The 21,251-nt window shown below is 72.1% G+C and carries 17 protein-coding genes, 1 tRNA gene and 1 pseudogene; 5 read left to right on the forward strand and 14 right to left on the reverse strand.

Features of this window, described 5'->3' with window-relative positions; all coding sequences use genetic code 11:
- Nucleotides 1-355 (reverse strand): annotated as a pseudogene (locus Ae505Ps2_RS33080) (IS5/IS1182 family transposase); the annotation flags it as partial.
- Between the two features lie 911 nt (nucleotides 356-1,266).
- Nucleotides 1,267-1,348: transfer RNA gene (locus Ae505Ps2_RS03545), tRNA-Tyr, on the reverse strand.
- A 96-nt stretch (nucleotides 1,349-1,444) separates the two neighbouring features.
- Here Ae505Ps2_RS03545 and Ae505Ps2_RS03550 point away from each other — a divergent pair.
- Nucleotides 1,445-1,936: a YajQ family cyclic di-GMP-binding protein gene (locus Ae505Ps2_RS03550; protein WP_020624857.1), complete on the forward strand. Its 492-nt coding sequence runs from the start codon at nucleotides 1,445-1,447 to the stop codon at nucleotides 1,934-1,936.
- Between the two features lie 174 nt (nucleotides 1,937-2,110).
- Here the strand turns inward: Ae505Ps2_RS03550 and Ae505Ps2_RS03555 are convergent, their stop codons facing one another.
- The 3 genes from Ae505Ps2_RS03555 to htpX form a co-directional block, all read right to left on the reverse strand.
- On the reverse strand, nucleotides 2,111-3,595 hold the full coding sequence (locus Ae505Ps2_RS03555; protein ID WP_075312768.1) for an amidase: 1,485 nt from the start codon (nucleotides 3,593-3,595) through the stop codon (nucleotides 2,111-2,113).
- Nucleotides 3,596-3,623: 28 nt separating this feature from the next.
- Nucleotides 3,624-4,532: a hypothetical protein gene (locus tag Ae505Ps2_RS30880; protein ID WP_075553405.1), complete on the reverse strand. Its 909-nt coding sequence runs from the start codon at nucleotides 4,530-4,532 to the stop codon at nucleotides 3,624-3,626.
- A gap of 112 nt (nucleotides 4,533-4,644) precedes the next feature.
- A complete protein-coding gene (gene htpX / locus Ae505Ps2_RS03565; protein WP_075310056.1) occupies nucleotides 4,645-5,505 on the reverse strand; it encodes a zinc metalloprotease HtpX in 861 nt (286 codons plus the stop codon).
- A gap of 145 nt (nucleotides 5,506-5,650) precedes the next feature.
- Between htpX and Ae505Ps2_RS03570 the strand changes: the two genes are divergently transcribed.
- The 3 genes from Ae505Ps2_RS03570 to Ae505Ps2_RS03580 all read left to right on the forward strand — a co-directional run bounded on the left by Ae505Ps2_RS03570 (nucleotide 5,651) and on the right by Ae505Ps2_RS03580 (nucleotide 9,560).
- Nucleotides 5,651-6,424 (forward strand): enoyl-CoA hydratase, encoded by a 774-nt coding sequence (locus tag Ae505Ps2_RS03570; protein ID WP_075310054.1) that lies wholly within the window; start codon nucleotides 5,651-5,653, stop codon nucleotides 6,422-6,424.
- A 125-nt stretch (nucleotides 6,425-6,549) separates the two neighbouring features.
- A complete protein-coding gene (locus Ae505Ps2_RS03575) occupies nucleotides 6,550-8,493 on the forward strand; it encodes a 2-oxoacid:acceptor oxidoreductase subunit alpha (RefSeq protein ID WP_075310052.1) in 1,944 nt (647 codons plus the stop codon).
- A complete protein-coding gene (locus Ae505Ps2_RS03580) occupies nucleotides 8,490-9,560 on the forward strand; it encodes a 2-oxoacid:ferredoxin oxidoreductase subunit beta (RefSeq protein WP_020627672.1) in 1,071 nt (356 codons plus the stop codon). Before Ae505Ps2_RS03575 ends, Ae505Ps2_RS03580 begins: the two co-directional genes overlap by 4 nt.
- An 80-nt stretch (nucleotides 9,561-9,640) precedes the next feature.
- Here Ae505Ps2_RS03580 and Ae505Ps2_RS03585 read toward each other — a convergent pair whose 3' ends face one another.
- Nucleotides 9,641-10,966 (reverse strand): hypothetical protein, encoded by a 1,326-nt coding sequence (locus Ae505Ps2_RS03585; RefSeq protein WP_075553406.1) that lies wholly within the window; start codon nucleotides 10,964-10,966, stop codon nucleotides 9,641-9,643.
- 143 nt (nucleotides 10,967-11,109) lie between these two features.
- Here Ae505Ps2_RS03585 and rarD point away from each other — a divergent pair, with 143 nt between their 5' ends.
- Nucleotides 11,110-12,051, forward strand: a complete 942-nt coding sequence (gene rarD / locus Ae505Ps2_RS03590; RefSeq protein ID WP_075553407.1) for an EamA family transporter RarD — start codon at nucleotides 11,110-11,112, stop codon at nucleotides 12,049-12,051.
- On the opposite strand, the gene Ae505Ps2_RS03595 is transcribed toward rarD, so the two are convergent.
- From Ae505Ps2_RS03595 to nuoH, 8 genes are read right to left on the reverse strand one after another with little or no spacing between them, the layout of a single operon-like run.
- Nucleotides 12,027-13,004 carry a polyprenyl synthetase family protein gene (locus Ae505Ps2_RS03595; protein ID WP_051050104.1) on the reverse strand — a complete coding sequence of 326 codons (978 nt, stop codon included), beginning with the start codon at nucleotides 13,002-13,004 and terminating at the stop codon, nucleotides 12,027-12,029. The two genes, rarD and Ae505Ps2_RS03595, sit on opposite strands and share 25 nt — an antisense overlap.
- A gap of 48 nt (nucleotides 13,005-13,052) precedes the next feature.
- The gene (nuoN, locus tag Ae505Ps2_RS03600) at nucleotides 13,053-14,666 is read right to left on the reverse strand and encodes an NADH-quinone oxidoreductase subunit NuoN (protein WP_075310046.1); all 1,614 of its coding nucleotides are present in this window, start codon (nucleotides 14,664-14,666) and stop codon (nucleotides 13,053-13,055) included.
- Nucleotides 14,663-16,318: an NADH-quinone oxidoreductase subunit M gene (locus Ae505Ps2_RS03605; RefSeq protein ID WP_075310044.1), complete on the reverse strand. Its 1,656-nt coding sequence runs from the start codon at nucleotides 16,316-16,318 to the stop codon at nucleotides 14,663-14,665. Before Ae505Ps2_RS03605 ends, nuoN begins: the two co-directional genes overlap by 4 nt.
- Nucleotides 16,315-18,264, reverse strand: coding sequence for an NADH-quinone oxidoreductase subunit L (gene nuoL / locus Ae505Ps2_RS03610; protein WP_075310042.1), 1,950 nt, complete (start codon nucleotides 18,262-18,264; stop codon nucleotides 16,315-16,317). Before nuoL ends, Ae505Ps2_RS03605 begins: the two co-directional genes overlap by 4 nt.
- A gap of 10 nt (nucleotides 18,265-18,274) precedes the next feature.
- Nucleotides 18,275-18,574 carry an NADH-quinone oxidoreductase subunit NuoK gene (gene nuoK / locus Ae505Ps2_RS03615; RefSeq protein ID WP_060710483.1) on the reverse strand — a complete coding sequence of 100 codons (300 nt, stop codon included), beginning with the start codon at nucleotides 18,572-18,574 and terminating at the stop codon, nucleotides 18,275-18,277.
- Nucleotides 18,571-19,425 carry an NADH-quinone oxidoreductase subunit J gene (locus Ae505Ps2_RS03620; RefSeq protein ID WP_075310040.1) on the reverse strand — a complete coding sequence of 285 codons (855 nt, stop codon included), beginning with the start codon at nucleotides 19,423-19,425 and terminating at the stop codon, nucleotides 18,571-18,573. Before Ae505Ps2_RS03620 ends, nuoK begins: the two co-directional genes overlap by 4 nt.
- Nucleotides 19,422-19,976, reverse strand: coding sequence for an NADH-quinone oxidoreductase subunit NuoI (nuoI, locus tag Ae505Ps2_RS03625; RefSeq protein WP_075310038.1), 555 nt, complete (start codon nucleotides 19,974-19,976; stop codon nucleotides 19,422-19,424). The genes Ae505Ps2_RS03620 and nuoI overlap by 4 nt, the downstream gene beginning before the upstream one ends.
- Nucleotides 19,977-21,221, reverse strand: coding sequence for an NADH-quinone oxidoreductase subunit NuoH (gene nuoH / locus Ae505Ps2_RS03630; RefSeq protein WP_043277392.1), 1,245 nt, complete (start codon nucleotides 21,219-21,221; stop codon nucleotides 19,977-19,979).
- Between the last annotated feature and the right edge of the window lie 30 nt (nucleotides 21,222-21,251).

The following is a 21,251-nucleotide window of genomic DNA, read 5'->3' on the forward strand; positions in this document are numbered from 1 at the left end:
CGCGGCACCGGTCGGTGGCGATCAGGGTGCCGTCGAGATTCACGTGGGTGTGCCCGGCTGTGCGGGCGGCGAGCAGGGCTCCGTGCAGGCCGGGTGCGGCCGCGGCGAGGACGTCGATGCCTTCGTGCAGGTAACGGTAGGCCGTTGCAGTGCTGATCGCGTTGTCACCGGCCGAACATCGGACCCGGGTAGCATCACAGAACCAGCGGATCACCAGCACTGCCTGGGCGAACGGGGTCAACGCCCGCCGCCGGGTGCCACGTCGACGGCGTTGAAGGACCAGGAGCCGCGCCAGATAGACCACGGTGCGCTCCCCGATCGGGAGGACAGCGGTGTAGGTGACAGGATCAGACATGCAGGACCTCGGTGACGGTGTCGATCTGTGCTGGACCGAACCGATCTACCGGGGTCCTGCCCCGTTCCCGCTCATCTCACCACCCTCGGCGTGTCGCCACGACCTGCCACCCCGCTACTGAGAACACCTCAATGAGCCTTTGCCAACCTGGCTGGGACGGGGTGGGTGGATGTCCTCCGAGGCCACCCGCTGGCCCGCCTGTTCCCTGTCGATGCAGGTCACCCCGGTGACTCCGCCAGCCTCCGATGTCGCGTCTCAAGCTTCTGACCAGGGCCAACGTCAGGTTGGCAAAGGCTCAATGCCCCGGCGTCGTCGGGAGGCCGCTGTCCAGATGTGGGCGACGGTCTCGTATTCACCGTCGTCGTCACGGTCGTGCGCGATGACGAACCCGGCGAGACGACCGATGAAGACCGATAGATTCTCCTCCCGAACGAGGACGGTCTCCAGAACGAGACCGTCCAGGGCCCTGAGACCACCGCAGACGCCTCCTGCCACTCAGGTGGCGCCGCGGAGCTGTCGCAGCACCAGAACGGCGCTGAGACCGCATGCCCCGACGCGGGGCCAGGCACGGACCGTCAGGTGCCGTTCCCCCACTCTTCTTCTGTCACTCTGTCACTACACCGCCCCTGACCAGCACAAACGAGAGTGACAGTTCGAGTGACAGGCCAGTGACACTGTCACTCTGTCACCCGGCGGGCCCCGGAATCGTTCGACGGTAGCGCTCTACGGCCAGGCGTCGTCGACGCTCCTCTCGCCCGCGAGCGAGAGGAGCGAGCGCCCCCGCGTGGGCTTGGCCCACGGAGGGCCCACAGATGCCCGTATCTGGCCGTAGGCGACCGGACACACCCGGACAACGAAAGAGACCCCCGGCTCCGGCGTTTCCGCTGGTCGGGGGTCTCTTTCACGTGCTGTGGCTGGTCCAGGATTCGAACCTGGGAAGGCTACGCCGACGGATTTACAGTCCGCTCCCTTTGGCCGCTCGGGCAACCAGCCGGGGTGCATCTCGGTCTCGCTGAGTGCGTGAACGAGGATACGACACGACCTGAACGACCCCGCCGAGGGGTCCCCGACCGACCCGGAGGAGAGACGATGGCCGACCCGTCGTTCGACGTCGTGAGCAAGGTGGACCGCCAGGAGGTCGACAACGCCCTGAACCAGGCCGCGAAGGAGCTGTCGCAGCGCTTCGACTTCCGCGGCACCAACACCACGATCGCCTGGGCCGGCGAGGAGGCGCTGACCTTCGAGTCCGAGACCGAGGAGCGACTGCTCGCCGGGATCGAGGTCTTCAAGGAGAAGCTGATCAAGCGGCAGATCTCCCTGAAGGCGTTCGAGGCCGATGAGCCGCAGATCTCCGGCAAGACCTACAAGGCGAGCGGCAAGATCCTCCAGGGCATCGCGCAGGACAAGGCCAAGGAGATCAGCAAGGCCATCCGCGACGAGAAGCTCAAGGGCGTCCAGGCGCAGATCCAGGGCGACCAGCTGCGCGTCTCGGGCAAGAAGAAGGACGACCTGCAGGCCGTCATCGCGCTGCTCAAGTCCAAGGACTTCGGCATCGCGCTGCAGTTCACCAACTACCGGTGACCAACCGGCCCTGAGCTGCTGAAGCCCTGGCTCAGGGGTACCGGGTACGGACCAGGTGGCGGGGCCGGCTGGAGTTCGCGCGGACGCTGGTGCCCGCCGTCGACGGGCTGCTGGACCACTCCCCGGCGGACGCAGCCGTGCAGCGACCCGGGGCCGTGACCTGACCCGGCTCCCCTAGGCCGGCGGCGCCGGCCGCAGGTGCGCCCACGGCCGCGCCCGCTCCAGCTGCGCCGCCAGCGCCAGCAGCAGCGGCTCCGAGCCCGGCCGCCCGACGAACTGCACGCCCAGCGGCAGCCCGGACGCCGTCCGGTACAGCGGCACCGAGGACGCGGGCCGGCCGGTCAGGTTCGCCAGCTGGGTGAAGGGGACCGGGGCGAAGTTGGCGTCGACCAGGCTCTCCACCAGCCCGAGCCGTCCGAACAGGCCGGACGCGCCGGCCCGCAGCAGCGCCTGCGCCCCGATCCGGGCCACGGCCGGCAGCCCCAGCTCCCCGATCGGCCACGGCGGCCGGGCCAGGGTCGGGGTGAGGAGCAGGTCGTAGCGCTCGTGGAACGTGGCCAGTGCGCGGGTGTGGTCCTGGCGGCGGGCGAGCGCGGCGAGGTAGTCCGGCGCGGGGGTGGCACGCCCGATGGCGGCCATCACCCGCGTCTCCGTCTCGAAGGCGTCGTCGCCGCAGCCGGTCAGCGCCCGCGCCGAGGCCACCTGGGCCGAGATCGTGGAGAACCAGGTGGTGAGGAAGTCGGTGGCCAGCGCCCGGCCGTCGAGGGCTGGGGCGGACTCCTCCACGACGTGCCCGAGCGAGGTCAACAGCTCGGCGGCGTCGGTGGCCGCGGCGACCGCCTCCGGGTCGACCTCGGTACCCAGCGGCGACGCGGTGGCCAGCCCGATCCGCAGCGGCGCCGGGTCGTCCCGGACGGCGTCGGCGTAGGGGCGCTCCGGCGGGCGCACGACGTAGGGACCCTCCGGTTCCGGCCCGGCCGTCACGTCGAGCAGCGCGGCCGAGTCCCGCACGGTCCGCGACAGCACGCCCTGTACCGCCGCGCCGTGGAAGCCCTCCGCGACGTCCGGCCCGGACGGCGTCACGCCGCGGCCGGGCTTGAGCCCGAACAGCCCGCAGGCGGCGGCCGGGATGCGGATGGAGCCGCCGCCGTCGCTCGCGCCGGCCGCGGGGACGATCCCGGCGGCGACGGCCGCGGCGGACCCCCCGGAGCTGCCGCCGGGGGTGCGGGCGGGGTCCCACGGGTTGCGGGTCGGCCCGCCGAGCGCGGGCTCGGTGACGGCACGGGCGCCGAACTCGGGAGTCGCCGTCCGTCCGAACACCACGAGACCGGCCTCGGTCCAGCGTCGGACCACCGTCGACGTCTCGGGTCGCGGGTGGTCGGCGAGCGGGCGGGAACCGGACGCCGTCGGGACCCCGGCGATGTGCTGGGCGAGGTCCTTCACCAGGAACGGGACACCCGCGAACGGCCCGCTCAGCGGGCCGCGTGCGCGGGAGCGGGCGGCGTCGTCGAGCCGCAGCCGGATGGCGTTGATGCCCGGCTCGACGGCGTCGGCACGGGCGACGGCGGCCTCCAGAAGGTCGGCTGCGCTCACCTCACCCGCCGCGACGAGCGCGGCCAGCCCGACGGCGTCGTGGTTGCGGTAGTCGTCCCAGGAGATCCCCACGGCGGGGATACAAACAGATCGGTCAGGGGGTGGACACCGGGGCGGGCACCGGCGCCGGGGACGCGTCCGAGGTACCGGTGACCCCGGCGACGATGCCGAGAGCCATGACGACCGCGGCCGCGGCACCCAGGACGGCCGGCAGCACCGGCCGGGTGCGAGCCGGAAAGTCGGGCAGCCGGAATCCGCCGGAGGTCCGGGTCGCGCCACCCTCGGGGAGCGGGGCCTGACGGACCGGCTCGGGAAGCGGGGCCCGGCGGACCGGCTCGGGGTGCCGCCGGACGGTCGGGGCCTGGGCCGGGGGGCCCGACGGGAACCGCACGGGCGGGCGCTGGCCCGCCGGGGGCCGGCCCGTGAGGGGATGCCGGGCCGCGGGCGGGCGGGCCGGGTGTCGCGGGCCCGCCGGGGCGTACTGCCCGGGGACGTGACCGCCCGGGGCCTGCCGGGGCGGAACGTGGCCGGGAACGTAGCCGCCCGGGACCTGCCGTGGCGGGACCTGGCCGGGACGCCGGCCGCCGGGCCCGACTGCGTCGCGGGGGCGCGGGACGACGGGCAGCGCGGTGGTCGGTGCGTCGGCGGAGGACCCGCCGCCCGGCGCCGTGTGCGGCGCCGCGGGGCGGGAGGAGCGGGGCTCCGGCGGCGTCGTTCCCGCGGCGGGGGTGGGTGCGGCAGGAGCGTCCGTGACCGGGTCCGGGTCGGAGGCGGTCGTGGTGTCCGCCTCGGCGACCGTCGGCGCGACCGGGGTGTCGGCGTCCGAGGACGGTCGGGCCGACGGCAGCACGACCGGCTCGTCCGGGCCGGCCTCGGTGACCACGTCGTCCCCCGGGCGGGCCGGTGACGGGACCTCGACCGGGCCACCCTGGAGCGGCACCGACGGGGTCTCACCGGTGTCGGTGAGCGCGTGGCGGGGCTTCTGGGACGGGGTCTCGCTCATGGGTCCTCTTCCGCAGGGGGAGCTCTGCTCTGAGAGCTTCATCGCTCCCGGCACCCCGAACCGTTACGGAACAGCGACCCGGGGTCGCGCAACCACCCCCGGAACGGTCCGGTCAGCGGCGAACCATCTGCTGGAGCCGCGCGATCCGGTCCTCGATCGGCGGGTGGGTGGAGAACCACCTCGCCATCTTCTCGCCGGGCCGGAACGGGTTCGCGATCATCAGGTGCGACTGCGCCGTGAGCCGCGGGTCCGGGGGCAGCGGGGCGGCCGCGGTGCCGTACTTGAGCTTGTGCAGCGCCGAGGCCAGGCCCAACGGGTCCCCGGTGAGCTCGGCCCCCGAGGCGTCGGCCTGGTACTCCCGCGACCGGCTGACGGCCATCTGCACCACGCCGGCCGCGATCGGGCCGAGGAGCGCGACCAGGATGATCGCGATCGGGTTCGGGCGGTCCTCGTCGTTGCCGCCGAAGATCGAGGCGAACATCGCGAAGTTCGCGAGGAACGACACCGCCGAGGCGAGCGCTCCGGCGATCGACGAGATCAGGATGTCGCGGTTGTAGACGTGGCTGAGCTCGTGGCCGATGACCGCGCGCAGCTCGCGCTCGTCGAGGAGGTGCAGCAGACCGGTGGTCACGCACACCGCGGCGTGCCGCGGGTTGCGGCCGGTGGCGAACGCGTTGGGTGCGTCGGTCGGGCTGATGTGCAGCGACGGCATGGGCTGGCGGGCCCGCTGGCTCAGCTCGCGGACGATCCGGAACAGCTGGGGGTACTCGGCCTCGGTGATCGGCTGGGCGTGCATCGACCGCAGCGCCATCTTCGCCGAGTTGAAGTAGGCCCACCCGTTCACGGCGAACGCGACGACCAGGGCGATGACCAGTCCGCCGCGGCCACCCAGGACCCCGCCGATCGCGAGGATCAGGGCGCTCATCGCGCCGAGGAGGACGGCCGTCTTCAGACCGTTCATGTGGCTGTGCACGCCGGGGTCACCTTTCCGTGCGGTCCTGCTGGGGTCACCCTTCTCAACGGACGAACCGGGCAGCGCGTTCCCGGGTGTGACCGGGGCCCGGCCCGGGGCACCCGCCACGTGCGGGAGGCCGGCCCGGCGTGGAAGAGTCGGGCCCATGAGCGACGGCGATGTCACGACAGAGGTCCGGACCGAGGTCACCGACGGTGTCGCGGTGCTCACCGTGTCGAACCCGGCACGACGCAACGCGCTGAACCTGGACCTGTCGCAGAAGCTCGTCGCCGCCGTCGAGGCCGCGAACGCCGACGACTCGGTCGGCGCGATCGTCGTCACCGGTCAGGAGCCCGCGTTCTGCGCCGGCGGCGACCTCGCGGAGCTGCAGCAGGCCGACCCGGCGACGCTCAAGCGCGTCTACTCCGGGTTCCTCGCCATCGCCTCCTCCCCGCTGCCGACCCTGGCCGCGGTCAACGGCGCCGCCGTCGGCGCGGGGATCAACCTCGCCCTGGCCTGCGACGTCCGGCTGGCCGGCCCGACCGCACGGTTCGACGTCCGCTTCATGCAGCTGGGCCTGCACCCCGGCGGCGGCTACACGTGGATGGCCCAGCGCGCTCTCGGCGCCCAGGGCAGCGCCGCGATGACCCTGTTCGGCGACGTCCTCGACGCCCGCGAGGCCGAGCGCGTCGGTCTGGTCTGGCGCGCCTACGACAGCGACGAGGACCTGATGGCCGGCGCCCGTGAGCTCGCGGGCCGGGCCGCCGCCGCGCCGCGGGACCTGATCGTCACGACCAAGGCGACGATGCGGATCACCGCCCGGCTCGACGCGCACGCCGACGCCACCGACATCGAGGTCCGCGCCCAGGCCGAGACCGTGCACTCCGAGGCGTTCGCGGAACGCGTCGCGGCGCTGCAGAAGAAGATCAGCAGGAAGTGACCCGCGGCACGAACGTGACGCGGGCCATGTGACGTGATCCCGGGTCTCCGGACAGGGGGACGAACCGGGAGTTAACCTCGATGTATCGAGGGACAATTCGACGCCGAACTGGGGACCATCAGCCCATGACGACCAGCGACACTCCCGTCGAGGCACGCGACTCCGAGGTCGTGCAGCGCGACCGGGTGGTCATCCGGTTCGCCGGCGACTCCGGTGACGGCATGCAGCTGACGGGTGACCGCTTCACCTCCGAGACCGCGAACTTCGGCAACGACCTGTCGACGCTGCCGAACTTCCCCGCGGAGATCCGGGCTCCTGCCGGGACGCTGCCCGGGGTGTCGTCGTTCCAGCTGCACTTCGCGAACTACGACATCCTCACTCCGGGGGACCGCCCGGACGTGCTGGTCGCGATGAACCCGGCGGCGTTGAAGGCCAACATCGGCGACCTGCCCCACGGCGGCGTGCTGATCGTGAACACCGACGAGTTCACCAAGCGGAACCTGACCAAGGTCGGGTACGCGGCGAACCCGCTCGAGGACGGCTCCCTGGAGCCCTACGCGGTGCACGGGGTCGCGATGGCGACCCTGACCCGAGGCGCCCTGGAGGAGACCGGGCTGTCCAAGAAGGACGCCGAGCGGGCGAAGAACATGTTCGCCCTGGGTCTGCTGTCGTGGATGTACCACCGGCCCTCGGAGTCGACCGAGCGGTTCCTGCGGGAGAAGTTCGCGAAGAAGCCCGACATCGCCGAGGCCAACATCCTGGCCTTCCGCGCCGGGCACGCCTACGGCGAGACGACCGAGGCGTTCGCGGTCACCTACGAGGTCGCCCCGGCCCGGCTGGCGCCGGGGACCTACCGGCAGATCACCGGGAACGTCGCGCTGGCGTACGGGATCATCGCCGCCGGACGCACGACGAGCCTGCCGGTGTTCCTGGGCACCTACCCGATCACCCCGGCCTCGGACATCCTCCACGAGCTGTCCAAGCACAAGGCCTTCGGCGTGACCACCTTCCAGGCCGAGGACGAGATCTCCGGCGTCGGCGCGGCGCTGGGCGCGTCGTTCGGCGGCGCGCTCGGCGTCACCACCACCTCGGGTCCGGGGATCGCGCTCAAGGCCGAGACCGTCGGCCTGGCCGTGGCCCTGGAGCTTCCGCTGCTGGTGATCGACGTGCAGCGCGGCGGCCCCTCGACGGGGCTGCCCACCAAGACCGAGCAGGCCGACCTGCTCCAGGCCCTGCACGGGCGCAACGGCGAGGCCCCGCTCCCGGTGATCGCCCCCTGCACCCCCGGCGACTGCTTCATCGCCGCGGTCGAGGCCGCCGCGATGGCCGTGCGCTACCGCACCCCGGTGATGCTGCTGTCCGACGGCGCGCTGGCCAACGGCTCCGAGCCGTGGAAGATCCCCGACGTCGAGACCCTGCCGACGGTGGACCCGGGGTTCGCGACCGAGCCCAACGCCCCCGACGGGTCCGGCGAGTTCTGGCCGTACCTGCGTGACCCCGAGACCCTGGCCCGGCCGTGGGCGATCCCCGGCACCGCGGGTCTGGAGCACCGCGTGGGCGGGCTGGAGAAGGCCGACGGGCGCGGCTCGATCTCCTACGACCCCGACAACCACGACCGCATGGTCCGGCTGCGCCAGGCCAAGATCGACGGCATCGAGGTGCCGGACCTCGTGGTCGACGACCCCGACGGCGACGCGGACTTCCTCGTCGTCGGCTGGGGGTCGACCTTCGGCCCGATCAACGCCGCGGCGCGGCGGGTGCGCAAGCTCGGCCACTCGGTCGCCACGGTGCACCTGCGCAACCTCAACCCGATGCCGGCCAACCTCGGCGAGATCCTGGGCCGCTACCGCACGGTGCTCTGCCCCGAGATGAACCTCGGCCAGCTCGCCATGCTGCTGCGCGCCCGCCACCTGGTCGACGTCAAGAGCTACACCAAGGTCGCCGGGCTCCCCTTCGGCGCCGAGGAGCTGCAGGACGTGTTCCTGGACTACCTCACCGGCAAGCACCCGGAGTCCGCGGCCGACACCACCCCACGGCCCGCCAACGAGACCACTGGAGCGCAGGCATGACCGCCACCGATCTCGGTCTGCCGTCCATCGGCGGCCTCGACGGGGTCCCGACGACGGACGCGAAGCAGACCGCGAAGGACTACACCTCCGACCAGGAGGTCCGCTGGTGTCCCGGCTGCGGCGACTACGCCGTCCTCGCCGCGGTCCGCCAGTTCCTGCCCACCCTGGGCATCAAGCGCGAGAACACCGTGTTCGTCTCCGGGATCGGCTGCTCGAGCCGTTTCCCGTACTACCTCAACACCTACGGGATGCACTCCATCCACGGGCGTGCCCCGACGATCGCGACCGGGCTGGCGACCTCGCGGGAGGACCTGTCGGTGTGGGTCGTCACCGGTGACGGCGACGCCCTGTCCATCGGCGGCAACCACCTCATCCACGCGCTGCGCCGCAACGTCAACATCAAGATCCTGCTGTTCAACAACCGGATCTATGGCCTGACCAAGGGCCAGTACTCGCCCACCTCCGAGGTCGGGAAGGTCACCAAGTCCACCCCCATGGGCTCGCTCGACCACCCGTTCAACCCGATCTCGCTGGCGCTGGGCGCCGAGGCGTCGTTCGTCGGGCGCGCCCTGGACTCCGACCGCAAGAGCCTCACCGCCGTGCTGCAGGCCGCCGCCGAGCACCGCGGTTCCGCCCTGGTCGAGATCTTCCAGGACTGCCCCATCTTCAACGACGGCAGCTTCGACGTCCTGCGCCGCGGCGACAACGAGAACCGGCTCATCCCCCTCACCCACGGCGAGCCGATCACCTTCGGCGCCCCGGGTGAGGACGGACGCGGCTCGCACGCGGTCGTCCAGGACGGGTTCGGCCTCGCCGTCGTCGAGACCGCGTCGGTCGACCCCGCGACGATCGTGGTCCACGACCAGACCGACCACGAGCTCGCCTTCGCCCTGTCCCGGCTCTCGGACCAGGACCTCACCCACACCGTCACCGGGGTCTTCCGCAGCACCGACCGCCCCACCTACGACGACGCCGCACGCGCCCAGGTCCAGGCCGCGAAGGACGCCAAGCCCGACGCCGACCTGCAGGCCCTGCTCAACGGCCGCGACACCTGGACCATCGTCTAGGACCGGCCCGCGACCGACGACGGCCCCGGCACTCCTTCCAGGGAGTACCGGGGCCGTCGTGCGTCCACCGGTGTCCGGGCTCAGCGGGCCCCGGGACGTTCGTTCCACGCGATGAACCCGGCCGCCCGGGCGGCGCCCTCCGCGGTGAAGTACAGGTCCGCCCGCGTACGGACGTAGTACGGCGACTCGGGCGGGTGGAACCGCCGCGACCCGCTGTGCACCTTCACCCGGTGCGTCTCGGGAGGGTCGCCGCCGTCGGCGGGTGCGAGCACCGAGTCCGGGTACGGGCCGGGCCGCACGCCCGGGGGCAGCGGCTCGGACGCCGCCGACGGGCCGATGATCAGGGAGTCGAGCGCCGCCAGCGCCGAACCACCGGCGGGCTGCCGCGTCCGCGACGGGATCGGCAACGGTGCGGGCGGGCCGTCGTCGTCCGACGCGGGGGCCGGCTCGGGCAGCGGCGCCGGTTCGACGTCGTCGCGCAGGGCGTGCCGGCCGGACGGCTCGTCGTCGTCCTCGGCCACCCCGTCCTGCGGCGCGGGGTTGCTCTCGGGGCGAGGAAGGGGCACCGCGGGGGCCGTGGCACCGTCCGGTGCTCCGGCGCTGCCGCCCGGTTCCCCCACGACCGGTGCGGCGGGGGCTGCCGCGTCGTCCTGGGCCGCGTCGCCGTCGGCCGGGGCTTTCTCGGCCGACGCGTCCTCGGTCAGACCGCCCTCGGCCAGATCATCGCGAGCCGCGGCGACCTGGGCCGGGGCGTCGTGAGCCGCGCTGCCGTCGGCCGGGCCGTCCTCGGCCGGGGCCTCCTCGGTCGGACCGCTCTCGGCCAGATCGCCCTCGGCCGGCTCATCCTGGGCAGCGCTGTCGTGCCCGTGGGCCAGGTCGCCGCGGGCCGGGGCGTCCTGGGCTACGGCAACGGGTTCGTCGGTCGCGGGTCCGTCGGTCGCGGGTCCGTCCGCCCCGGTGAGGCCGACGGGTCCGTCAGCCCCGGTGGGGCCGGTCCCGCCCACGGCGGCGGTCCCACCCGTGGCCGCGGTCCCGCTCGCGGCGGCCGGCGAGGGACCGGGCGCCTCGGAGCCGGCCGGCACGTCCGCGGCCACCCCGGGGCGGGCTGCCGGGGGGACGACCTGCTCCCCCGCACCGTCGGCCACGGCGGACGGTGGCGGTGCGCCGTCCGGCGGCGGTGTGGTCGCCCCGGTCACCCGGTCCGGGTCGGCCTCCCCGACGGGCTCGAACAGCCCCACGGTCCCGGGTCCGCTCCCCGGGCCGGGCCCGTCGGACGCCTCCACCGTGTCGGGCGCACCCGTGGCCTCCGGACCGTCCTCGACGGCCCCTGCGCGGCGGCGGGACACCAGCACCCCTGCCGCCACGAGTACCACGAGCACCGCCAGCAGTACCCACATCCAGCCCATGCCGGACCTCCGTCCGCCCGGGACCCTCCCGGACCGCTGTCGCCGTGCTTGGTATCACGGATCGTGCCCGCCTCGCCGTCACCGCGCGCGGTGGCACACCCGTACCGGATCATCGTGCCCGTGACCCACCACCCGAAGCGACCATGACCGCCGCCCGTTCCCCCGAACGAACCACACCCGAACGGAGTGAGCGGAACCCCGCCGGGCTCGCCGCGGGCGTCGGCGCGTACGTGCTGTGGGGTCTGTTCCCGGCGTTCTGGCCGCTGCTGGACCCCGCGGCGCCGCTGGAGGTCCTCGCCCACCGCGTGCTGTGGACCGCCGTGCTGATGGCGGTGGTGCTGACCGTGCTGCGCGGCTGGGGCGACGTGCGCGGGCTCGGTCTCCGCGGGTGGCTCGCGACGGCCGCCGCCGCGGTGTTCATCGCGGTGAACTGGGGCCTGTTCATCTGGGGCGTCTCGGTTGGGCTGGTCGTCGAGTCCGCGCTCGGCTACTACATGACCCCGCTGGTCGGGGTGCTGTTCGGCGTCCTCGTCCTGCGGGAGCGGCTGCGGCCCGCGCAGTGGGTGGCGCTGGGGCTGGCGGCGACGGCCGTCGTGGTCATCGCCGTCGGCAACGACACGGTGCCGTGGCTGTCGATGGCCCTGGCCTGCTCGTTCGGGATCTACGGGCTGTTCAAGGCGACCGCGCCGCTGCCCGCCGCGGCCGGGCTGACCGCGGAGGGCCTCGTGCTCGTCGTACCGGCCGCGGTGTTCCTCGTCGTCCTGGCGCTCACCGGCGGCGGCACGTTCACCGGGCACGGGCCGTGGCACCTGCTGCTCATGCTGTCCGCGGGTCCGGCGACCGCGCTGCCGCTGCTGCTCTACGGCGCCGCGGCGCGACGGCTGCCGCTCACGACCCTCGGGGTGCTGCTCTACGTCAACCCCACGCTGCAGTTCCTGTGGGGCGTGCTGGTCGTCGGACAGCCGATGGCCCCGGCCCGCTGGGCGGGGTTCGCCCTCGTCTGGCTGGCTCTGGTGGTGTTCACCGTCGACCTGCTGCGACGGCGACGCCCACCGGCGGCTCAGCCCACCCGCTCCACCGTGTAGTCGGTCAGCGTCCGCAGCGCCTCGATCGCCGGGCACGGCGGCAGCACCGCCAGCTCGGCACGCGCGCGGTCGGCGTACCCGGCGACGGTCTCGCGGGCCTTGACCAGCGCGTCACCGGAGCGGAGCAGCTCCAGCGCCTCGGCCACCTCGTCGTCGTCGCTGATCGGGGCGGCCAGCAGCTGCCGCAGCCTGCGCGCGTCGGCGGAGTCGTCGCCGTCGCGCAGGGCGTAGAGCATCGGCAGGGTGTGCACGCCCTCGCGCAGGTCGGTGCCGGGCGTCTTGCCCGAGTCGTCCGACGGCGACGCGATGTCGATGATGTCGTCGGAGATCTGGAACGCGGCCCCGATGACCTCGCCGAAGGTCCGCAGCGCCTCGACGTGCTCGGTCGGCGCACCGGAGAACATGCCGCCGTAACGACCCGAGGTCGCGATGAGCGACCCGGTCTTCTCCGCGACCACCCGCAGGTAGTGCTGCACCGGGTCGTCCGACGCCTTGGGGCCGCGGGTCTCGCGCATCTGGCCGGTCACCAGCAGGGCGAACGTCTCGGCGATGATCCGCACCGCGTCCGGGCCGAGGTCGGCCACCAGCCGCGACGCGTGTGCGAACAGGAAGTCCCCGGTCAGGATCGCGACCGAGTTGTCCCAGCGGGAGTTCGCGGACTCCGCGCCCCGCCGCATGGACGCCTCGTCCATCACGTCGTCGTGGTACAGCGTCGCCAGGTGGATCAGCTCCACCACGGCGGCCGCCGTGATCACCTCGTCGCGTTCGGGATGCGGTCCCACCTGGGCCGCGAGCAGCGTGAACAGCGGCCGGAACCGCTTCCCGCCGGCCTCGATGAGGTGCAACGAGGTCTCGGTGACGAACTCGTAGTCGCTGTGCACCTCGCGGTGCAGCAGGTCCTCGACCCGCTTCAGCCCGTCCGCCGTGGCCTCGGCCAGGACCGGATCGGCCATCCGGATCCCGGCCACGCTCTGTGTCTCCACCCCCACAGCGTACGAATCTCAGCCCGCGAACGCGCCGCTGGCGGCCCATTCGAGGACAGGTGTGGGAAGAATCCCGAGAACGAGGGTCGCCAGCGTGCCCAATGTGATGGCCACGGTGGTGAACGCCCCGGGCACGACGACGGCCGGACCGTCCTGGGCGGGCTCGGAGAAGTACATGAGCACCACGATGCGCAGGTAGAAGAACGCGGCCACCGCGGACGCGACCAGCGCGATCACCACGAGCGGCACCATGCCGTCCGCCGACGCCGCCGAGAACACCGCGAACTTGGCGGTGAACCCGCTGGTCAGCGGGATCCCGGCGAGCGCGAGCAGCAGGAACGTCATGATCCCGGCGACGAGCGGGGACCGCTTCGCCAGGCCCGCCCAGGCCGCCAGGTCCGAGGCCTCGCCGTCACCGGTGCGGACCAGCGAGATGATCCCGAAGACCGCGACCGTCGTGAAGCCGTAGGCCAGCAGGTAGAACATCAGGCCCACGGTGCCCTGCGGGGTCAGCGCCATCGCGCCGAGCAGGATGAACCCGGCGTGCGCGATCGAGGAGTAGGCGATCATGCGCTTCACGTCGGTCTGGGTGAGCCCCAGCACCGCGCCGACGACCATCGACACGACCGCGACCACCCACAGCACGCCGCGCCACTCCCACACGGTGCTGCCGAAGCCGACGTAGAGCACCCGGGCGATCGCGCCGAACGCGGCGACCTTCGTGCAGGCCGCCATGAACGCCGTGACCGGCGTCGGGGCGCCCTGGTAGACGTCCGGGGTCCAGGTGTGGAACGGGGCCACCGAGCCCTTGAACAGCAGCCCCACCAGCAGCAGCGCCAGACCCGCGAACAGCAGCGTGTCCGAGGCCAGGGTGCCCGCGGCGGCCTGCGAGATCGCCGAGAGGCGCACCGAGCCCGCGTAGCCGTAGAGCAGCGCGATGCCGTAGAGGAAGAACGCCGAGCCGAACGCACCCAGCAGGAAGTACTTGACCGCGGACTCCTGCGACAGCAGCCGGCGGCGGCGCGCCAGCCCGCACATCAGGTACAGCGGCAGCGACAGGACCTCGAGCGCGATGAACATCGTCAGCAGGTCGTTCGCCGCGACGAAGGCCATCATGCCGCCGAGCGCGAACAGCACGAACGGGAACGGCTCGGTCTGCATCGTCGGTGCCTCGTCGGGCGCCCCGTAGGAGCGGTCGACGTGCTCACCGCCGACCGGGGTGGCCGGGCCGCCGCCGGCGCGGACCGCGGCCCGCTCGGCGGCCGAGGCGACGAACACCCCGCCCGGCTCCACCGACCGGTCCGCGATCAGCAGCAGGCTGGGGATCGCGAGGACGATCAACGTGCCCCACAGGAAGAGCGAGGGCGCGTCCACCGACAACGCGGTGCCGAAGGTCAGCACGGCGGCCGGGGACCCGAGCGCGTACCCGGCCAGCGCGACGAGCGCCGCGACCAGCGTCAGGCCGGTCAGCAGCACCTGCACGGGCCAGCGCTGGTGCCGCGGGAGGAACGCCTCCAGCAGCACCGACACGCAGGCACCCGCGAACACGATCCACAGCGGCGCGGTGGCCGCCCAGTCGACCGCGGGCATCTCGATCGGGGCCACCTGGGCGGGGAGAACCAACGAGCTCATCGAGCGATCCCTCCAGCGACGACCGGGTCGGGCAGGCCGAGCTCGGTCATCGTCGCCGTCACCGACGGGTTGATCAGGTCGAGCACGGGGCCCGGGTAGAAGCCGAGCACCACGATCGCGACGACCAGCGGCGCGAGCACGCCGATCTCACGGGCCGTGAGGTCGGGGAAGCCGGAGCCCGTGCGCTGCGCGGCGACCGCCGGGTCGATCATCGACCCCGGGCCGCCCGCGCCACCGCGCTCCAGCGCCGCCATGACCGCGGTGCCGCGCACCGGGCCCTGCATCGTGCGCTGGTAGAACCAGAGCACGTAGAGAGCGGCGAAGATGATGCCGATCGTCGCGATCACGGTGAACACCGGCCGGTTCGGGAACGACCCGACCAGCACCAGGAACTCCGAGACGAACGAGTTCGTGCCGGGCAGCGCCAGCGAACTCATCCCGGCCAGCAGCAGGCAGCCCGCCATCACCGGCGCGATCCTCGCGACGCCGCCGTAGTCGGCGATCAGGCGCGAGCCGCCGCGGCTGATCAGCACGCCGACCATCACGAACAGCATGCCGGTCGAGAGACCGTGGTTGACCATGTACAGCGTCGCGCCGGCGAAGGCCTGGCTGGAGAACGCGAACACCCCGAGCGCGATGAAGCCGAAGTGTGCCACCGAGGTGTAGGCGACGAACCGACCCATGTCGGTCTGGGCGACCGCCAGCAGCGCGGCGTAGACGATCCCGGCGACGGCGAGCACCAGCACCAGCGGCGCGAGGACCTGGCTGGCCTGCGGGAACAGCGGCAGCAGGTAGCGCAGGAAGCCGTAGGTGCCGACCTTGTCGAGCACGCCGACCAGCAGCACCGCACCCACGATCGGGGCCTCGGCACCCGCGTCGGGCAGCCAGGTGTGGAACGGCACCAGCGGCGCCTTGATCGCGAACGCGACGAAGAAGCCGAGGGACAGCCAGACCTGGGTCGACTCCGGCACGCTCGACGCCATCGCCTGCAGCTCGGCCCAGGTGAACGTGCCCTGGCCCAGCTGCTGCTCGCTGACGACGAACAGCCCGATCAGCGACGCCAGCATGATCAGGCCGCCGAGCAGCGAGTACAGGAAGAACTTGACCGCCGCGTACTGCCGTCGCGGCCCGCCGAAACGGCCGATCAGGAAGTACATCGGGACCAGCATGGCCTCGAAGAACACGTAGAAGAGGAAGACGTCGGTGGCGGCGAAGACGCCGACCAGCGTCGCCTGGGTCGCCAACAGCAGTGCGAAGTACCCGGCGGCCGAGCGGCCCTCGGGCAGCTTCTCCGCCCACGCGAACAGCATCAGCCCGGGCACCAGGAACGCGGTGAGCCCGATCAGCGCCAGCGCGATCCCGTCGACGCCGAACGCGATGTGCGTGCCGAACGCGGGGATCCAGGACATCGAGAACTCGAGCTGGAACCGGGCGCCGGCCTGCGCCGCGGGGATGGAGTAGAGCGCCCACGCGACGACGACGAGCACCAGCTCGAGCAGCGCCGTCGCCATCGCGACCGCCTTGGCGGCCCCGGTGTTGGCACGCAGCGGGTACATGACCAGTGCGCCGAGCACCGGCACCAGCAGCAGGGCGATCAGGAACGGGTTGCCCCCGGAGCCGGGGACGATGGGAGCCGTGTCCAGGGGAGTCATGAGACGAACCTCACCGCCAGCATCGCGGCGACGACGATGACCGCCCCGCCGAGCATCGAGAGTGCGTACGACCGGACGAAGCCGGTCTGGAGCCGGCGCAGGCGGCCGGACCCGCCGCCGAACGCCGACGCGGTGCCGTTGACGGCCCCGTCGATGCCGCGGTCGTCGAACCAGGCCAGCAGCCGGGTCAGCGCGATGCCGGGCCGCTCGATGAACGCCTCGTTGAAGGCGTTCGCGCCGAGGTCCGCGCGGGCCGCGGCGACGACCGGCGACACCCGCTGCGGGCGCTGCACCGGCACCGGGGAGCGCCCGACGAACAGGTAACCCGCCAGCACGCCGAGCAGCGAGACGCCGACCACCAGCCACGGGATCACCGCGTGCGGCAGGGCGCCGCCCTCGAGCTCGACGCGCTCCCCCACCACCGGGGCGAGCCACTCCGGGATCAGCCCGTAGAGCACGCCACCGCCGAAGACGGAGCCGACGGCCAGCACGATCATCGGGACGGTCATCGTCGCCGGGGACTCGTGCGGGTGGTAGTCGCGGCCGTCGGTGGACCGCACCGTGCGCCAGCGCTCCGCACCGAAGAACGTCATGATCATGAGGCGGGTCATGTAGAACGCGGTGAGACCGGCCGCGAGCGTCGCGAGCCCGCCGAACACCCAGCCCTGCCAGCCCTCCTGGGCGAACGCGGCCTCGATGATCGCGTCCTTGGAGAAGTAGCCGGACAGGAACGGGAAGCCGATCAGCGCGAGGTAGCCGAGGCCGAAGGTCACGAAGGTGACCGGCATCTTCCGCCACAGGCCGCCGAAGCGGCGCATGTCGACGTCGTCGTTCATGGCGTGCATGACCGAACCGGCGCCGAGGAAGAGCCCGGCCTTGAAGAAGCCGTGCGTCAGCAGGTGCAGGATGCCCAGCGCGTAGCCGGCCGGCCCGAGCCCGACGGCGAGGATCATGTAGCCGATCTGGCTGACCGTGGAGTAGGCCAGGACCTTCTTGATGTCGTCGTAGGCGCAGCCGATGATCGCGCCGATCATCAGCGTGACGACACCGATGAGCGCGACGACCAGCCGTCCGGTCTCGGACAGGTTGTAGATCGGCGACGCCCGGGCGATGAGGTAGACGCCCGCGGTGACCATCGTGGCCGCGTGGATCAGGGCCGAGACCGGGGTCGGGCCCTCCATCGCGTCCGGGAGCCAGGACTGCAGCGGGAACTGGCCGGACTTGCCGCAGGCGCCGAGCAGGAGCAGCAGCGTGATCGCGAGGACCGTGCCGCCGCCGACCTCGCCGATGCGCGCGAACACCTCCGTGTACTGCAGGGTCCCGAGCTCCAGCCAGAGCAGGAAGATCGCGATCGCCAGGCCGACGTCGCCGACCCGGTTCATCAGGAACGCCTTCTTCGCCGCCGTCGCCGCCGACGGCCGGTCCTGGTAGAAGCCGATCAGCAGGTACGACGCCAGACCGACGCCCTCCCAGCCGAGGTAGAGCATCACGAAGTTGTTGCCGAGGACCAGCACCAGCATCGCGGCGACGAACAGGTTCAGCTGCGCGAAGAACCGCCGCCGGTTCGGGTCGTGGCTCATGTAGCCCACCGAGTAGAGGTGGATGAGCGCCCCGACCCCGGTGATCAGCAGTACGAACGTCAGCGACAGCGTGTCGATCCGGAGCCCGAAGTCGACCTCCAGCGCGCCGGAGGACATCCAGGACCACAGCGACTGCTCGCGCAGGCGCTCGTCGGCGGGGAGACCGAGGGTCTGCAGGAATATCGTCACACCGACGACGAACGCGCCGACGACGGTCGCGACGCCGAGCCAGTGGCCCCAGGCGTCGGCCCGCCGTCCGGCGAGGAAGAGCACGAGTGCACCGGCCGCGGGGAGCGCGATCAGCAACCAGGCCAGCGAAGCGGCGCCGGTCGCCTGCGGGGCGGCCTGTGCGAGAAGGACGGTCACCAGCGCGCTCCTAGTACTTCAAGAGGTTCGCGTCGTCCACCGACGACGACTGGCGGGTGCGGAAGATGGCCGTGATGATCGCGAGCCCGACGACGACCTCACAGGCCGCGACGACCATCACGAACAGGGCCATCACCTGGCCGTCGAGGTTGCCGTTGATGCGCGAGAACGTGACCAGGGTCAGGTTCACCGCGTTCAGCATGAGCTCGATGCACATGAACACGACCACGGCGTTGCGCCGCACCAGGACGCCGACGGCGCCGATGGTGAACAGCAGCGCCGAGAGCAGCAGGTAGTACTCGGGCCTCATCGGTGCTCCCCGGTGTCGGCGGCCTCACCGGAGGCGGCGGTCCGGTCGGGTGCGGGGCGGCCGGTCAGCGCGTGCGCGTCCGGGGTCGTCGTGTCCGGCACGTCGACCGCGACCGACTCGATGATCTCCGACAGCGACTCCGGGGCGATCGAGCCGTCGGGCAGGATCGCCGGGACCGCGACCGAGTTCGCCGTCGCGTAGACGCCGGGGCCGGGCAGCGGGGAGATGCGGGCGTGCTCGCCGCGCAGCCGTTTCAGCACCGTCGCGCGCTGGCCGATCTTGGTGTGCTGGCTGCTCTGCGAGCCGGACAGCACCATCGCGCCGAGCGCGGCGACCATCAGCAGGGCCGCGGTCAGCTCGAACGCCAGCAGGTAGTCGGTGAAGATCAGCCGGCCGAGGCCGGGGACGTTGCCGTTCCACCCGAGCCCGCCCTGCGCCAGCCCCGCGGGGGTGACGCTGGTCAGGCCGCGGGCCAGCCCGCCGACCAGGAGCGCGGCCAGCGCCACGCCGAACACCAGCGCCGCGGCCCGCTGCCCGCGCAGGACCTCGATCACCGAGTCCTTGGAGTCCCGTCCGACCAGCATGAGGACGAACAGGAACAGCATCATCACGGCGCCGGTGTAGACGATGATCTGCACGAACCCGAGGAACGGGGCGGACTGCACCAGGTACAGCACCGCGATCGAGAACATCGTCAGGACCAGCAGCAGCGCGGCGTGCACCGCGTGCCGGGCGAAGACCAGGCCGAGCGCACCGGCCAGCGCAACCGGTCCGAGGATCCAGAACGCGACCGCCTCGCCGGTGCTCACCTCCCCGGCCGCCTGGGCCAGGACCGCGGCGGCCGTGGTCATCGGGCCTGCTCCTTGGTCTGGTCCTGGGCGGCGGCCCCGGAAGGCGATGGCACAGCGAGCGTCGGGCCGGAGACGTAGTAGTCCTGCTCGTCCTCGCCGAGGCGCATGGGGTGCGGCGGCTGCTCCATGCCCGGCAGCAGCGGGGCCATCAGCTGCTCCTTGGTGTAGATGAGGTCCTGCCGGTTGTCGTCGGCCAGCTCGTAGAAGTTCGTCATCGTGAGCGAGCGCGTCGGGCAGGCCTCGATGCACAGGCCGCAGCCGATGCACCGCAGGTAGTTGATCTGGTAGATCGCGCCGTAGCGCTCACCCGGCGAGTACCGCGCCTCCTCGGTGTTGTCCCCGCCCTCGACGTAGATGGCGTCGGCCGGGCAGGCCCAGGCGCACAGCTCGCAGCCGACGCACTTCTCCAGCCCGTCCGGGTGCCGGTTGAGCTGGTGGCGCCCGTGGTAGCGCGGTGCCGCCGGCGGGAAGTCCTCGGGGTACTCCTCGGTGACGACCTTCTTGAACATCGTCGAGAAGGTGACGCCGAAACCCTTGAAGAAGTCGAACATCTAGCGCGCGTCCTTTCCGGCCGTGACGGCCTTCCGACGCTTCGGGGGTGAGTCGGGGACCACCAGGTCCAGCGGCGGGACGGGGTAGTCCGACGCCGGTTCGACCGGCGGTGCCTCGGTCTGCCGGTCGGGCAGCAGGAACGCCACCGCCAGCACGACGGCCAGCACGAAGCCGATCAGCGACAGCAGCAGCACGTAGTTGTCCGAGCCGGTGTTGACGAAGGCCCGGATGCCGAAGATCGCGACGATCCAGACCAGCATGACCGGGACCAGGACCTTCCAGCCCAGCTTCATGAACTGGTCGTAGCGGAACCGCGGCAGCGTCCCGCGCAGCCAGATGAACACGAACAGGAACAGCAGCACCTTGATGATGAAGGCGACGAACTGCATCCAGCCGTAGGCGTTGAGGAAGCTCAGCGGCCAGGGCCACATGCCGCCGCCGAGGAACAGCGTCACCGCCATCGCCGAGACGGTCACCATGTTCACGTACTCGGCGAGGAAGAACAGTGCGAACTTCAGCGACGAGTACTCGGTGTGGAACCCGCCGACCAGCTCCGACTCGGCCTCGGGGAGGTCGAACGGGGCCCGGTTGGTCTCGCCGACCATCGCGATCACGAAGACCACGAAGCTCGGCAGCAGCAGCCAGAAGTACCAGCCCGACGCCTGCGCCCCGACGATCGTCGCGGTGGACAGCGAGCCGGAGTAGAGGACGACGCCGACCACGGCCAGGCCCAGCGCGATCTCGTAGGAGATGACCTGGGCGGCCGAGCGCAGCGCGCCCAGCAGCGAGTACGGCGAGCCCGATGCCCAGCCGCCGAGCACGATGCCGTAGACGCCGATCGAGGAACAGGCCAGCACCACGAGCACGCCGACCGGGACGTCGACGAGCTGGAGCACCGTCGGCTCGCCGAAGATCGTGACCTCGCCGCCGAACGGGATCACCGAGAAGGCGACGAACGCGGGGATCGTCGAGATGACCGGGGCGATGAAGTAGACCTTCTTGTCGGCCATCGCCGGCATGATGTCTTCCTTGAACGCCAGCTTCAGACCGTCGGCGAGGCTCTGCAGCCAGCCGCCGGGGCCGGTCCGGTTCGGGCCCGGACGGTGCTGCATCCGGCCGACGACCTTGCGCTCCCAGTTGATCATGAACAGGGTCAGCACGACGCCGAGCGCGAACAGCCCGACGACCTTGATCAGGATCAGCCAGATCGGGTCGTCGGCGAGCAGCGCCTGGGTGTGCGTCAGCTGGTCCACCGGGGTGGGCGGCACCTGGGA

This window comes from Pseudonocardia sp. Ae505_Ps2 (genome assembly GCF_001932425.1).
Lineage (GTDB): Bacteria > Actinomycetota > Actinomycetes > Mycobacteriales > Pseudonocardiaceae > Pseudonocardia.

Coding starts and splice junctions, on each gene's coding strand:
- Ae505Ps2_RS03550 (WP_020624857.1), top strand. CDS start 1,445: ATGGCCGACCCGTCGTTCGACGTCGTGAGCAAGGTGGACCGCCAGGAG.
- Ae505Ps2_RS30880 (WP_075553405.1), bottom strand. CDS start 4,532: ATGAGCGAGACCCCGTCCCAGAAGCCCCGCCACGCGCTCACCGACACC.
- Ae505Ps2_RS03570 (WP_075310054.1), top strand. CDS start 5,651: ATGAGCGACGGCGATGTCACGACAGAGGTCCGGACCGAGGTCACCGAC.
- Ae505Ps2_RS03575 (WP_075310052.1), top strand. CDS start 6,550: ATGACGACCAGCGACACTCCCGTCGAGGCACGCGACTCCGAGGTCGTG.
- Ae505Ps2_RS03580 (WP_020627672.1), top strand. CDS start 8,490: ATGACCGCCACCGATCTCGGTCTGCCGTCCATCGGCGGCCTCGACGGG.
- Ae505Ps2_RS03585 (WP_075553406.1), bottom strand. CDS start 10,966: ATGGGCTGGATGTGGGTACTGCTGGCGGTGCTCGTGGTACTCGTGGCG.
- rarD (WP_075553407.1), top strand. CDS start 11,110: ATGACCGCCGCCCGTTCCCCCGAACGAACCACACCCGAACGGAGTGAG.
- Ae505Ps2_RS03595 (WP_051050104.1), bottom strand. CDS start 13,004: ATGGCCGATCCGGTCCTGGCCGAGGCCACGGCGGACGGGCTGAAGCGG.
- nuoN (WP_075310046.1), bottom strand. CDS start 14,666: ATGAGCTCGTTGGTTCTCCCCGCCCAGGTGGCCCCGATCGAGATGCCC.
- Ae505Ps2_RS03605 (WP_075310044.1), bottom strand. CDS start 16,318: ATGACTCCCCTGGACACGGCTCCCATCGTCCCCGGCTCCGGGGGCAAC.
- nuoK (WP_060710483.1), bottom strand. CDS start 18,574: ATGAGGCCCGAGTACTACCTGCTGCTCTCGGCGCTGCTGTTCACCATC.
- Ae505Ps2_RS03620 (WP_075310040.1), bottom strand. CDS start 19,425: ATGACCACGGCCGCCGCGGTCCTGGCCCAGGCGGCCGGGGAGGTGAGC.
- nuoI (WP_075310038.1), bottom strand. CDS start 19,976: ATGTTCGACTTCTTCAAGGGTTTCGGCGTCACCTTCTCGACGATGTTC.